The following is a 14,077-nucleotide window of genomic DNA, read 5'->3' on the forward strand; positions in this document are numbered from 1 at the left end:
GCCGTTCCGCTGTTCACAGGTCGTTGGCCAGCACGTGGGCGATGTTGCGCTCCGCCAGGGCGGTGATCGTGACGAACGGGTTCACCCCGAGCGAGCCCGGCACCAGCGCCCCGTCGGTCACGTACAGGTTCGGGTAGCCGTGCACGCGGCCGTGGTCGTCGGTGGCCCGGCCGAGGACCGCGCCGCCGAGCGGGTGGTAGCAGAAGTCGTCGGCGAACGCCCTGCCCCCGGAGAACACGTCGTAGCGGTAGGTGGTGCCGCTCGCGGCGTTGACCTCGTCGAGCAGGCCCTTCGCGGCGGCCACCGAGGGCGCGGCCTGGGCGCGGGTCCACTGGAGGCCGAGGCGGTCGGTGGCCGGGTCGTAGGTGAACCGGCCGCGGTTCGGGTTCTTGGTGATCGCCAGGTAGAGGCTGACGTAGGTCTCGATCCCGGCGGGGACCGGGGCGATCTCGGCGATCACGTCGCGGACGGGGTCGGTGATGGCCAGCACGGGGATCGCGGACTGCTTGGGGCCCGTCGGTTCGAGCGGGTTGTTGTTGCGGGCGGCCATGACGTTGCCGTTGGGGCCCCAGCCCTCGCCCACCTCGTCGGGCAGGTCCGGCAGGTCGCCGGTCTCGCGGGCGCGCAGCAGCAGCTCGGTGGAGCCGAGGCTGCCCGCGCCGAGGAACAGGCGGTCGCACGTCAGGTGCTTCTCGGCGACGGGCGTGCCGTCCTCGGTGATCTGCCGGACGGTGAGCGCGTACCCGGTGGCGGTCCTCGTGACGCGGGTGACCCGGTGCAGGGGCGCGATGGTGACGTTGCCGGTGCCGACGGCCTGGGCCAGGTAGCCCTTGTCGAGGCTGAACTTGCCGTGGTTGTTGCCGTAGAGGACCTCGGTGCCCAGCGCGGACCTCGGCGCCTCGCCGCGCTCCTCCCGCATCATGTGCTCGAACGAGTAGACGTTGGGCAGCAGCCGGGTGCCGTAGCCCGCCCGGCCCGCGAGGGTCCTGGACAGCCGGGCGTAGTGGTAGTGGTCGGTGCCCTCGAACCAGGGCTCGGGGATCGAGTTGACCCGCAGCACCCGGTTGGCCAGCGGGTAGTACGTGGAGTACATCTCGTCCGCGTCGACGGTCGGGAACACCTGCTCGAAGTACGCCCGGTCCGGGACGACGGCCATGCCGCCGTTGACCAGCGAGCCGCCGCCGACGCCCCGGCCGACGTACACGCCCATCTCGGCGAAGTTCACCCGGTCCAGGACGCCGGCCCAGCGCTGGACCGGCCGGTTGGCCAGGTCGAGGAACAGCACGCCGTTGACCGGCGCCTCGGTGCGGTCCTTGAACCACGTCGAGCGGCGGTCGGGGTTGAGCATCCCGCAGAAGACCTTGCCGTCCGCGCCGGGCGCGTTCCAGGCCCGGCCCATCTCCAGCACGAGCGTCCGCACGCCCGCCTGGCCGAGGCGTAACGCCGAGACCGCGGCGCCGTAGCCGCTGCCGACGACGATCGCGGGCACGTGGGTGTCGTCGGCGGAGGCGCGGCCGGTGGTGGCGAGGGTCCCGGCGGCGACCGCGGTGACCCCGAAGAAACTGCGACGGGAAATCTTCTTCATGTTCCCGGACGCTAGATCAACGACCGGCGAGGTACCTCTCGATCAAGCCGGCCACCAGTGCGGGGTCTTCGAGCGCCACCGCGTGCGTCCCGTCCACGCGCACCACCTCGACGTTGCCCGGCAGCGTGGGCAGGTCGCGGGCCAGGCCCCGCTGGTAGGGCTCGAACAGCGCCTGACCGGGCATGGGGCGCGTGGCTACGGCCAGCAGCATCGGGCACTCCAGCTCCCGGAACACCTCGAAGCAGTCCAGCTCCTCCAACGCCGACTGGAGTTCGGGTTGCCCGTGGGAGCGGAACGCCTCGCGCAGTCGGTCGACCTCGTCGCGGACCTCCTCGGGGTCGACGTAGCGGGTGAGCTGCGTCGGCACGCCGTGCCCGTCGACGTTGACCACCGCCGGGCACTCCGGGTGCCGCCGGCCCCACAGGGCGGCGACCATGCCGCCCAGGGACATGCCGACCACGGCCGGGTTGTCGGTCGCGTGCGGCTCGATCCGGTCGAGCACCGAGTCCCAGTCCCACGGCCCTTCGAGCGGCAGCGGCACGACCTCGTGCACGCCCCCGAGCGCCGCCGCCACCGGCTCCCAGTCCGCGGGCGTCCGGCCCGCGCCGTGCAGTGCGATCACCTTCACGCGTTCAACCTCGCTCTCACCGAGGCGGTGGTGACACCGCCGCCGTCCGGGTCCCGCGCCAACTTGCCCCGCCGCACCAGGTCGTGGACGCCCTGCTTGGTGACGCCGAGCATCGCGCCGGCCACCGAGTACGACACGGCCGTCGCGGCGGGGTGCCCCACCCGCCGGGCGGTCGCCCGGCCGAGCGGGGTGCGCCACCAGTCGGCGGGCGGGTCGAACGGCCCGTCGGACGGGTACAGCGCGCCGACGAGCCGCGCGAGGGTGTGCACGGCGGCCTGCTCGTCGTCGCCCTCGACGGTCGCGGCCAGGCGCGCCGCCAGCTCCCGGTTGCGGTCGTGCAGTTCGCCGACGTCGCCGAACAGGATCTCCAGCGGGTCGAGCAACCGGGTGCGGATGATCGTCTCGATCTGGGTGGCGAGCACGCGGAACCTCCTTGACGGCTATCGTCAAGTACTTGACGGTCTGCGTCAAGTACTTCAGCGGCGGGCGGGTGGCGCGGTCATCGGGTCCTCGGGCCAGCGGTGCTTGGGGTAGCGGCCCCTCAGCTCCGCCCTGACCCGCGGGTAACCGGTGCGCCAGAACGACGCGAGGTCGCCGGTGACGGCGGTCGGGCGGCCCGCGGGGGAGAGCAGGTGCAGCACGACCGGCACGCGGCCGTCCGCCAGGCGCGGCGTCTCCGTCCAGCCGAACACCTCCTGCACCTTCACCGGCAGCGCCGGCTCCGGCTGCGAGTAGTCGACGCGGACCCGTGAGCCGGAGGGCACCTCCAGGCGGTCCGGCGCGAGTTCGTCGAAGCGCGCGGCGGCGGGCCAGGGCAGCAGCAGGCGCACCACGTGCTCGCCGCTGATCCGCTGGAGGTCGGACCGGCGGCGGGCGTCGCCCAGGTCGACGACCCCCAGCAGCGCCTCGTCGTCCACGGCCGGCCACGGGTCGCCCAGCACGCGGTGCAGGAACGCCATCCGCTCGCGCGTGCGCAGGCCGTCCGCGTCCCAGCGCAGCAGGCCGACGCCCTCCGCGCGCAGGCCCTGGCGCAGCGCGTCGGCGACGGCGGCGCGGTCGCGCAGGGGCTTGCTCGACAACGTGATCGCGCCCAGCTTGCGCAGCCGGTTCGCCACGACGTCCCCGTCCCAGCGCACGTCGTCCTCCTCGGCCAGGAGGGCGGGCGCGGCGGTGACGGCGAGGTCCTCGTCGGCGCGGGCGGCGAGGCGGACGCGGCCGTGCGCGCGGCCCGGTTCCCGGTCGGCGACGGCGACCGCCAGCCACTCGGCGTCGGCCAGCCCGCTGCCCGGCGGCAGCTCGACGGCCGTGCCGCCGGCCATCAGGTACACCGGCGACCCCGGCGACCGCCTGCGCGCCAGCCGTTCGGGGTGGGCGAGGGCGACGACCAGCGCCGGGTCGCCGCCCCTCTTCGCCTCGCCCCTCTTCGCCTCGTCGCGCTTGTCGCCGCCCCGCTCGCCCTCGCCCCGCTTCCCGAGCATCGCGGACAGGCGGCGCACCTCGCGCGGGTCGGCGTCGTGCGGGTTCAGCTCCACGCCCCTGCTCGCGCGGTCGTCGTCCAGGAGCGCCACCACCTGCGCGGCCGTGTGCGCGCCCACCGCGTCCGCGCCGTCCAGCAGGGCGCGCGCCAGGCGCGGGTGCAGGCCGAGGTCGGCCATCCGCCGCCCCCGGTCGGTCGCGGAGCGGCCGTCCAGCGCGCCCAGCGCCCGCAGCACCGCGCGGCCCGCGTCCAGGGCGCCCGGCGGCGGGGCGTCCCACCAGGCCAGGCCCTCGCCGTCCGGCACGCCCCAGCAGGCCAGCTCCAGCGCCAACCGGGTCAGGTCGGCGGTGCGGATCTCCGGCTCCGGGTAGCGCGGCAGCGTGCTGTGCTCGTGCGCCGGCCAGCACCGGTAGACCCGGCCCGGCGCCTCGCGCCCCGCCCGGCCCGCCCGCTGGTCCGCCACCGCCGCGCTCACCCGCACCGTGGCCAGGCCCGACAGGCCGCGCCGGTGGTCCACCCTCGGCACCCGCGCCAGGCCCGAGTCCACCACCGACCGCACGCCCGGCACGGTCAGGCTCGACTCGGCGACCGCCGTGGCCAGCACGACCCGCCGGCGCGGACCCGGCGTGAGCGCGTCGTCCTGCGCGGACGCGGCGAGCCTGCCGTGCAGCGGCAGCACGTCCACGTCACCGCCGATCAGGCCCGCGCACCGCCGGATCTCCGCCACGCCCGGCAGGAACGCCAGCACGTCGCCGTCCCCCTCCACCAGCGCCCGCCGGACCGCGCGGGCCACCGCCGCCTCCACGCGCTCACCCCGGGCCGGCGGGGTGTGCGCCACGTCCACCGGGAACGTCCGCGCCTCCACCCGCAGCACGGGCGCGTCGCCCAGCAGCTCGGCCAGCCGGTCCGCGGCGACCGTCGCGGACGTCGCCAGCAACCGCAGGTCCGGGCGCAGGCCCGCCCGCGCGTCGAGCAGCAGCGCCAGCAGCAGGTCCGCGTCCAGGTGCCGCTCGTGGCACTCGTCGAGCAGCACGACGTCCACGCCCGCCAGCTCCGGGTCGTGCTGCAACCGCCGCACCAGCAGGCCGGACGTGACCACCTCGATCCGGGTGTCCTTCGACGTCCTGCGGTCGCCGCGCACCGCGTAGCCGACCGTGCGGCCGACCGGCTCGCCCAGCAGGGACGCCATCCGCGCCGCCGCCGCGCGGGCCGCCAGCCTGCGCGGTTCGGCGACCACCACCCGGCCCTCCAGGGCCAGCGGGACGAGCGTCGTCTTGCCGGTGCCGGGCGGCGCGACCAGCACCGCGGTGCCGTGCCCGGCCAGGGTGCCCGCGATCTCGCCCAGCATCGGCCGGATCGGCAGGTTCGGGAGCTCCACGGTGGGGCAGTGTGCCAACCCGGCCGCACGGGGGAGGTGGCGACTCGGCACGCGCCCCGCGGCGCGGGAGGGCCGGGAGGTGCGGGGCCGGCCGGGGTGCGAGGCTGACCGGGTGGTTGACCCGCTGCACGACCCCGACGACCCCGACCTGCTCGACCCCTACCGGGCCCGCGACCTCGCCGGGCTCGTCGAGACCGCCAGGCTCGCGTCCGGCGCCGTCCGCTACGGCAGGGTCGGCCGCGTCGGCGTCGCCCAGGTCGTGGTGAACCCCGACGACCCGCTGCCCACCGGCAACCACGCGTGCGCCGTGTACGGGTCGTCCGCCGAGGTCGCGGGCACCCTGATGAGGCTGGAGCGGACGTTCGCCGATGTGGGCCGGGCCGAGGCCGTGCTGTACGCGTCGCCGACGACCGTGGCCGAGATCGAGGGCCTGGCCGACGACACCGGCTGGCACGCCGTGGAGGAGGCGCTGGTCGTCGTGCACCGGGGGACGCCCCGCTCCTCGTCGGACGTCCGGCGCGCGACCGACGCCGACCTGCCGGGCGTGGCCGAGCTGCTCGCCGACGACCTCGGCGCGGACGCCGCGCGGCTGCTGCGGCACCTCGGGCAGCGGCTGGACGACCCGAGGTGCGCGTTCCTCGTGGTGGACGACGGCGACCGGGTCGCCGGGTTCGCCTCCGGGTTCGGCGAACGCGGCGTCGGCCTGGTGGAGCACGTCGTCGTGCGCCCGGCCCGGCGGCGGCGCGGCGTCGGCGGGGCGCTGGTCGGCGGGCTGGTGACCGTGCTGGCCGACGCCGGGGCGCTGCTCGTGGCCGCGCACGTGGCGGAGGGCGGCGCGGGGGAGCGGTTCGCCGAGGCGTGCGGTTTCGAGGTCTGCTACCCGGTGACCGCCTACGCGCGGAGGGTCGATGAACTGCTCGATTGAGTAATCCCTTGCCCCGAGGCATATCCTTAGCAGGGCTAAAGGACTGCTGAGAGGGGCTCACGTGCTGGGGAACGACGTCAAGGCGAAACCCCGGCTGCCCAACGAGGTGTGGGTCCTCGTCGCGGCGAGCTTCATCATCGCGATCGGCTTCGGCATCGTCGCGCCCGTGCTGCCCGCCTACGCCAAGAGCTTCGACGTCGGCACGTTCGCCGTGTCCGCCGTCGTCAGCTCGTTCGCCCTGGTCAGACTGCTGTTCGCGCCCGTGAGCGGACGCCTGGTCAACCGGTTCGGCGAGACCTGGGTCTACATCGTCGGCATCCTCATCGTCGCCGTCGGCACCGGCGCGTGCGGCTTCGCCACCGCCTACTGGCAGCTCATCCTGTTCCGCTGCTTCGCGGGCATCGGCTCCACCATGTTCACCGTCTCCGCCGTCGGCCTGCTGATCCGCATCACGCCCGCCGCCCTGCGCGGCCGCGCCTCCGGCGTGTGGGCCACCGGGTTCCTGCTCGGCAACATCGCCGGCCCCATCGTCGGCGCGGCCCTCGTCGAGATCTCCATCCAGGCGCCGTTCGTCGCCTACGCCGTCGCGCTCGTCATCGCCGCCCTCGTCGTCTGGTGGTTCCTGCGCCGGTCCACGCTCACCGCCCTCGACACCTCCGCCGCGCAGCCGTCGATGACCGTGCGCGACGCCGTCCGCTCCCCCGCCTACCGGGCCGCGCTCGCCTCCGGCTTCGCCAACGGCTGGGCCGTGTTCGGCGTGCGGATCTCGCTCGTGCCCCTGTTCGTCGTCGAGGCGCTGCGCAGCACACCCGCCATGGCCGGCATCTCGCTGTCCGTGTTCGCCGTCGGCAACGCGGCCGTGCTCATGATCTCCGGCAAGCTGTCCGACACCGTCGGCCGCAAACCCATGGCCATCGCCGGGCTCGCCGTGTCCTGCTTCGGCACCGTGTGGCTCGGGTTCACCACCGACGTGCCGCTGTTCATGGTCGCCTCGCTCGTCGCGGGCGTCGGGGCCGGGCTGCTCAACCCGCCGCAGAACGCCGTCGTGGCCGACGTCATCGGTGCCAAGGCCAAGGGCGGCCCCGTGCTCGCCGCGTTCCAGATGGTCGCCGACTGCGGCGCCATCGTCGGCCCGCTCCTCGCGGGCGTCCTCGTGGACCACTTCTCCTACCAGGCCGCCTTCACGCTGACGGGTGCCATCGCGGGCCTCGCCCTGATCTTCTGGCTGTTCGCCCCCGAGACCCTGCCCCGCACCGAGGAGTCGCACGTCGCGTCGGACGTCGCGAACGAGTGCGGCACCCTGGACGAGGGCCCCGAGGTGCCGGTCGGCGAGCGCGTGGCCGGACGTCCGCGTCAGCCGGACGCGTGATCGCACTCAGCTTTTGCTCAGCATCCCTCGGTAGCCTGCGGGCGCAGGCGGACCGGGAAGGACAGACGACGTGGGTGGCGCTGAGCGCAACGCTCGGAAGAAGAAGCAGGAGCAGCGGGCGACCAAGGCGGTCGTGGCGGCACGGGGTTCCTCCGGCGACCGGAACAAGGTCGTCATCGGGGTCGCGGTCGTCGTGGTGCTCGCGCTGGTCGTGATCGGCGGGGTCGTCTGGACCGCGAACAAGGACTCCGCGGACGACGCGCTCAAGCCGCCGGCCGACCTGACGGGCGTGTCCGCGCCGGTCGAGCGCGAAGGCGGGGTCGTCGTCGTCGGCGAGGAGTCGGCGAAGGCCACGATCGACCTGTACGAGGACTTCCTCTGCCCGGCGTGCGGCCAGTTCAAGAAGGTCTACGGCCCCCGCATCAAGCAGGAGATCGAAGCGGGCGCGCTGCGCGTGCGCTACCACGCCCTGCCCTTCCTCATCCGCTACTCCGACCCGGAGGGCTACTCGCGCGACTCGGCCAACGCCGCGCTGTGCGCGACCGACGAGGGCAAGTTCTGGGAGTACCACGAGTCGCTGTTCGCCGCCCAGCCCGAGGAAGGCGGTCCCGGGTACACCAAGGAGGAGCTGGTGAAGCTCGGCACCGACCTCGGCATCACCGGTGACGCGTTCAAGCAGTGCGTCGAGGGCGACAAGCACGTCGCCGAGGCCCAGGCCGAGCTGGACGCCGCCAAGGGCACCGGCGACTTCAAGGGCACGCCCACCGTGATGAAGGACGGCCAGGTCATCGACTTCGGTGACGAGAACTGGCTGACCAACCTCCTCAAGTGACCCCACCCCAAGCCCGCTAGCAGCCAAGACGCGTTGGGGGACCCCCCGATTTCACTCGGGGGCACCCCGTGTTGTACGGTATTGCCACACGAGAACGGCGGGCCTGAAACCCCGGTGGGACCGTGCGAAGCAAGGGGCTGTGGCGCAGCTGGTAGCGCATCACACTGGCAGTGTGAGGGTCAGGGGTTCGAGTCCCCTCAGCTCCACAATCGAATATCGTATGAGAATCGCCCGCTGACCTGCGTTGATGCAGGTGGCGGGCGATCTTGCTTTGCGTCCGCTGTGGACTGCGGTGGCCGAGTTGGAGCAAATCCGGAGCAGGCGGTCGCTCCGGACGAAATGTTGTCAGCGTTGTGCTCCAGTTCTCTGCGGGTGCGTAAGGTCACGTTGTCGCTGAGCCGGGCCGATCGTTGACCAATTCCCGGTGTACCCGCGGGCGGGTGCGGTTGTGGGCTGCGGGATGTCTGTCATGACACCGTCCAACCGATCATCACCGCCTACCCGTCACACGACGGCTCGGGCCACGCCGTTGGGCTGAACCGGCGTTTCGGGAGCGAAACCACCTCGGGTGCCGTCCCGCACGGGGTAGCGTGGCGCGGTTTTCACGTCGCCGGAGGGAAAAGCCGATGACTGATCCGTTGGCCAACGTGCAGCGCCTGGTGGACGACTGGGAGCGCGACGCCGAGCAGAAGGCGGCGCGGTACGAGTCGATGCGGCAGGAGGTCGAGCGGATCTCGCTCACCCGGTCGGCCGCCGGTGGAGCGGTCAGCGTGACCGTCGGCCCCAACGGCATCCCCAGTGACGTGTCCATGACCGAGGCGGTGTCGCGGCTGCGCCCGGAGCAGATCGCGGCGGCGGTGATGGAGGCGATGCGCCAGGCCCAAGCCGCCTACCCGGCCGAGTTGGCCCGGATCGTGGGGGAGACGGTCGGGGGGACCGCATCGGGACAGCACATCGTGGCCACCGCCGAGCGCAACTTCCCGCAGGTCGAGCCGGACACCCCTCCCGTTCCGCCACACCGACCGCGCCGCGGCGATGGCGATGACTTCAGCGACGACAGCTACCTGGGGTGAAGCGATGACGGGCTACGAGGTTCTCACCGGGGAGATCACGGCCTTGGCCGGACGGGTCGACGGTTTGGCGGACCGGCTGCGCACCGCCGCGGACGCCGCGCGGACAGTGGCGATGAACGACTCCGCCTACGGCGTGGTCTGCCAGCCGTTCGCCATGCTGTTGCAGCCCTTCGAGGAGATGGGGGTGCAGGCCCTGACCAAGGCGGCGGAGACGGTGGCCGACAACGCCGCGAACCTGCGTGAAACCTCCCGTGCCTACGACGAGCAGGAGACCGGTGAGTCCAGCCGCTTCGACGGGATGAACCGGTGAACAACCCGCTGATCGCAGCGCCCCAGGACGACACCACCGCGGTCACCGGCATCGGCATCGCCGAGTCCGCCGCGGACCTGGCGAGCGGCATCTCCGACGGCAGTTGGGTCGAGGCCGGTCTCGGCGGCGTCGGTGTCGGGTTGGAAGTGCTGTCGATGGTCATCGACCCGATCGGCACCGTCGCCTCCTACGGGGTGGGCTGGCTGATCGAGCACGTCCAGCCCCTCAAGGAGGCGTTGGACTGGTTCGCCGGCGACCCGCCGGTGATCCGCTCCTTCAGCGAGACCTGGTCCAACGTCGCCGCCGAGGTCGCCCGCGTCGCCGAGGAACTCGGCACCCAGGACGCTGCCGGCTGGCAGGGTCACGCCGCCGACGCCTACCGCGGCCACGCCGCCCAGACCGCCGACGCCATCGCCGGTGCCGCGACCCTGGCCGAGGGCGTGGGGGTCGGCGTGATGGTCATGGGCGAGGTCGTCGCCGCCGTCCGCGAGATCATCCGCGACCTGGTCGCCGAGGTCGTCGGCAAGCTCATCGCCTGGGCACTGGAAGCCGTCGCCACCCTCGGCCTGGCCACGCCGGTGATCGTCGCGCAGGCCGCCTCCACCATCGCCCGGGTCTGCAACCGCATCTCCGACCTGGTCCGCAAGCTCGTCAAGACCATCGGCAACGTCACCCCCCGCATCCGCAAGGTCCTCGACAAGCTCGGCGAGATCATGGAAAAGCTGGGCAGGCTCGGCCGCAAAGCCGACGGCCCGGGCACCCCCGGCGCCACCAGCCCGGCCGGCGCACCCAGCGCACCCGACGCACCCACCGTCAAGGGCCCGGACGGCACCACCAGCCCGGCCGGCGCACCGGGCACGACCTCGCCCTCCGGCACGACCTCGCCCGCCGGCACCACCACCCCCTCGACGACCAGCACGCCGGGCAGCCCTGCCACTCCCGACACCACCAGTCCGGACGGCGCGACACCCACCACGTCCCCGGAAGGCCCTCGGCAGACCGACCGCACCGGGAACAGCGGGCAGCGCGACGGCGACATCGACAGCACGGTGGACGACCCGCACAACGCCTCCCAGTCGGCCGACCGGCCGTTCTGCGAGGACGACCCGATCGACGTCGCCACGGGTGAGGTGGTGCTGTCGCAGACCGATGCCACGTTGCCCGGCCTGCTGCCGCTCGTGTTCTCCCGGCACCACCAGTCCTCCTACCGGGCCGGACGGTTGTTCGGTCCGTCCTGGGCCTCCACGCTGGACCAGCGGGTCGAGGTCGGCCCGGTCCACGTCTGGCTGGCGACGGACGACGGCCGCCTGCTGCGCTTCCCCAAGCCGGACGGCGCCGAAACCGTGCTGCCCGACTTCGGTCCGCGGTTGGCGCTGCGGCGCAGCGGCGCGGGCTACGAGGTGGTGCACCCGCAGCGAGGGCTGGCGTGGGAGTTCCAGCCCGTCGGCGCGGAGTGGGACGCGCGCTCGACGCTGCCGCTGACGGCCGTCCGGCGGCGGGCGGGCGGTGAGATCCTCGTCGACCACGACGACGAGGGCCTGCCGACCCGGTTGCGCCACTCCGGCGGGTACGAGGTCGCGGTCGACACGACCGACGGACGGGTGACGGCGCTGCGGCTGACCTCCACGCCCGAGCCGATCACCCTGACGCGCTACTCCTACGACGACGCGGGACAGCTGTCCGAAGTGACCAACTCGTCCGGCGCCGCGTTGCGCTTCACCCACGACGAGGACGGCAGGCTCACGTCCTGGACCGACCGCAACGGCGTCTGGTACCGGTACGTCTACGACGAGCAGGGCCGGGCCACCACGACCATCGGTTCCGGCGGGGCGCTCAACGGCACGTTCGCCTACGAGGACCGCCGCACCACGCACACCGACACCCTGGGCGGCACGACCACCTACGAGCTCAACGAGCTCGGCCAGGTGGTGCGGCAGATCGACCCGCTCGGCGCCGTGACCACCCGCGAGTGGGACCGCTACGACCGGCCGCTGGCCGTGACCGACCCGCTCGGCCGCACCACCCGCTACGCCTACGACGACGAGGGCGACGTCACCACGATCACCAGGCCGGACGGGACGACGGTCACCGCCGCCTATGCCGGCGCGGGCCTGGCGACAGAGGTCGCCGACCCCGCGGGCGGCAGGTGGCTGCGCGAGTACGACGCCCACGGCAACCTGGTGACCGAAACGGACCCGGCCGGCGCCACCACGAGGTTCGAGTACGACGAACGCGGCCACCTCAGCCGCACCACCGACCCGCTCGGCCACGTCACGCGGTACGAGACGGACGACGCCGGGCTGATCAGCGCGATCACCGACCCGCTCGGCGCCACCACCCGCCACCAGCGGGACGCCTTCGGCCGCGTGGCCGCCACGACCGACGCGCTCGGCGGCACCACCCGGTACAGCTGGACCGTGGAGGGCAAGCTGCTGGCGCGCACCCGCCCCGACGGCAGCACCGAGCGGTGGCACTACGACGGCGAGGGCAACCAGGTCGAGCACGTCGACGCGCTCGGGCAGGTCACCCGCACGGAGTTCACGTTCTTCGACCTCCCGGCGGCCCGCACCGCTCCGGACGGGGCCCGCACGTCGTACGCGTACGACACGGAACTCCGGCTCGTCGAGGTCGTCGGCCCGCACGGGTTGAGCTGGCGCTACGAGTACGACGCCGCCGGCCGCCTGCGTCGTGAGGTGGACTTCGACGGCCGGGTGCTCACCTACACCCACGACGCCGCCGGCAGGCTGTCCACCCGCACCAACGGCATGGGTGAGACGGTCGTCTACGAGCGCGACGTCCACGGCGACGTGGTCGCGAAGCGCACACCCGCCGGGACGACCACTTTCGACCGCGATCGCTGCGGTCGCGTGGTCCGGGCGACCAACCCGGACACCGAGGTCGTCTACGAGCGGGACGCCCGCGGGCGCGTGCTCGCGGAAACCGTCGCCGGGCGGACCGTCCGGTCGGGATTCGACGCCGTCGGCAGGCGCGTGTTCCGCGAGACCGCGGCGGGTGTGACCTCCGCCTGGGAGTACGACGCGGCGGGCAACCCGGTGGCGCTGCACGCGACCGGTGGCAGCCTCGCCTTCCGGCACGACCCGCTGGGCCGCCAGGTCGAGCGGAGCCTGGGCGAACTCACCGTCACCCAGTCGTGGTCGCCCGCCCACCAGCTGACCGGACAGGTCGTCGCGGCCAAGCAGCCGATCACCCACCGCAGTTGGAGGTACCGGCCGGACGGCCACGTCGAGGGGATCGCCGACCCGGCCGGCGAGCGCCGGTTCGCGCTCGACCGGCGCGGACGCGTCGTCTCCGTGCAGGGACAGGGCTGGTCCGAGCGCTACGACTACGACCCGGTCGGCAACATCACCCGTGCCGACCTGCCGGTCGCGGACCACGGGTCCGAAGGGCCGCGCGAGTACGCCGCCACGCGCCTGCGCAGTGCCGGCCGCACCTCCTACGTCCACGACCGGCAGGGCCGCGTGGTGCAACGGCGGCACCGCACGCTGTCGGGGCAGGTGCGCCTGTGGCGCTTCACCTGGGACGCCGAGGACCGGCTCACCGGCGTGACCACACCCGACGGCACCACCTGGCGGTACCGCTACGACCCGATGGGCAGGCGGATCGCGAAGGAGCGGTTCGACGTGGCCGGCAACCCCGTGGAGCGGTTCGACTTCACCTGGGACGGCACGCGATTGGTCGAGCACGCCCACAGCAGCGGCACGAGCAGCACCTGGGAGTACCAGCCGGGATCGGTCACCCCGGTCGCCCAGGTCGACCAGGACGAGGTCGACCGGCGCTTCTACGCGATCGTGGCGGACGTCGTCGGCAGCCCGACCGAACTGGTCGACGCCCGCGGCGAGGTCGGCTGGCGGCGCACGAGCACCCTCTGGGGGCGGACGCTGTCCCAGGCGGGCGAGACGGCCTGCCCGCTGAGGTTCCCGGGCCAGTACCACGACCCGGAGACCGGCTGGCACTACAACCACTTCCGCTACTACGACCCGGAAACCGGGCGGTACGCCTCACCCGACCCGCTGGGGCTGGTGCCGTCGGTCAACCCCGGCGCCTACGTGCCCAACCCGACCAGGCAGATCGACCCGCTCGGCCTGCAGGGCTGCGACGTCAGCGGTGACGAGGCCAAGCAGCAGGCCCTCGCCGACGCCGGTGTCCCGCCGGGTTCGGAGCCCCTCGACAGCCGCATGGTGCCGTCCACCACGCCGAGCGGCCGGCAGATCATGGAAAACCACCAGCCTGTCTTCTTTCCCGAGGAGATCTACCTCAACAACAGGGACGAGCTGATCGTGTTCCAGGACCACTACACCGGTCACCAGTTCGGTGAGGGCGGAGTGGGCGACCAACCCCCGCACGTCCATGTGCGACCCTACGAGAACACCCGCAACGGCCAAGTCCCCGGAGCGCAGGAGCACTACTATTACAACCCCAGCCTGGGCAGACCGACTCCTGCCCAATGACGCCAAGCTGCTGGCCCGGTTCTACCCGCAG

At 73.2% G+C, this 14,077-nt stretch carries 10 protein-coding genes and 1 tRNA gene; 7 read left to right on the forward strand and 4 right to left on the reverse strand.

Annotation, left to right across the window (positions count from 1 at the left end):
• Window positions 1–13: 13 nt before the first annotated feature.
• The 4 genes from ACR807_RS26150 to hrpB are packed head-to-tail and all read right to left on the reverse strand — an operon-like array spanning window position 14 to window position 5,068.
• A complete protein-coding gene (locus ACR807_RS26150) occupies window positions 14–1,585 on the reverse strand; it encodes a GMC oxidoreductase (RefSeq protein ID WP_438924061.1) in 1,572 nt (523 codons plus the stop codon).
• Between the two features lie 16 nt (window positions 1,586–1,601).
• Entirely contained in the window at window positions 1,602–2,213 is a 612-nt protein-coding gene (locus tag ACR807_RS26155; protein ID WP_438924062.1) for an alpha/beta fold hydrolase, read from the reverse strand.
• Complete coding sequence (locus ACR807_RS26160) at window positions 2,210–2,635, reverse strand: hypothetical protein (protein ID WP_438924063.1); 426 nt, start codon at window positions 2,633–2,635, stop codon at window positions 2,210–2,212. Before ACR807_RS26160 ends, ACR807_RS26155 begins: the two co-directional genes overlap by 4 nt.
• 54 nt (window positions 2,636–2,689) lie before the next feature.
• Window positions 2,690–5,068, reverse strand: a complete 2,379-nt coding sequence (hrpB, locus tag ACR807_RS26165; RefSeq protein ID WP_438924064.1) for an ATP-dependent helicase HrpB — start codon at window positions 5,066–5,068, stop codon at window positions 2,690–2,692.
• 112 nt (window positions 5,069–5,180) lie between these two features.
• On the opposite strand from hrpB, the gene ACR807_RS26170 reads away from it, so the two are divergent.
• The 7 genes from ACR807_RS26170 (at window position 5,181) to ACR807_RS26200 (ending at window position 14,046) form a co-directional block, all read left to right on the forward strand.
• Entirely contained in the window at window positions 5,181–5,993 is an 813-nt protein-coding gene (locus ACR807_RS26170; protein ID WP_438924065.1) for a GNAT family N-acetyltransferase, read from the forward strand.
• 61 nt (window positions 5,994–6,054) lie between these two features.
• A complete protein-coding gene (locus ACR807_RS26175; protein ID WP_438924066.1) occupies window positions 6,055–7,362 on the forward strand; it encodes an MFS transporter in 1,308 nt (435 codons plus the stop codon).
• A 70-nt stretch (window positions 7,363–7,432) separates the two neighbouring features.
• A complete protein-coding gene (locus ACR807_RS26180; protein WP_438924067.1) occupies window positions 7,433–8,194 on the forward strand; it encodes a DsbA family protein in 762 nt (253 codons plus the stop codon).
• Between the two features lie 133 nt (window positions 8,195–8,327).
• Window positions 8,328–8,400, forward strand: a tRNA-Ala gene (locus ACR807_RS26185).
• 420 nt (window positions 8,401–8,820) lie between these two features.
• Window positions 8,821–9,267, forward strand: coding sequence for a YbaB/EbfC family nucleoid-associated protein (locus ACR807_RS26190; RefSeq protein ID WP_438924068.1), 447 nt, complete (start codon window positions 8,821–8,823; stop codon window positions 9,265–9,267).
• Window positions 9,268–9,271: 4 nt separating this feature from the next.
• A complete protein-coding gene (locus tag ACR807_RS26195) occupies window positions 9,272–9,577 on the forward strand; it encodes a type VII secretion target (RefSeq protein ID WP_438924069.1) in 306 nt (101 codons plus the stop codon).
• The gene (locus ACR807_RS26200) at window positions 9,574–14,046 is read left to right on the forward strand and encodes a DUF6531 domain-containing protein (protein ID WP_438924070.1); all 4,473 of its coding nucleotides are present in this window, start codon (window positions 9,574–9,576) and stop codon (window positions 14,044–14,046) included. The genes ACR807_RS26195 and ACR807_RS26200 overlap by 4 nt, the downstream gene beginning before the upstream one ends.
• Window positions 14,047–14,077: the final 31 nt, after the last annotated feature.

The organism is Saccharothrix sabaoui, assembly GCF_051756985.1.
Taxonomy (GTDB): domain Bacteria; phylum Actinomycetota; class Actinomycetes; order Mycobacteriales; family Pseudonocardiaceae; genus Actinosynnema.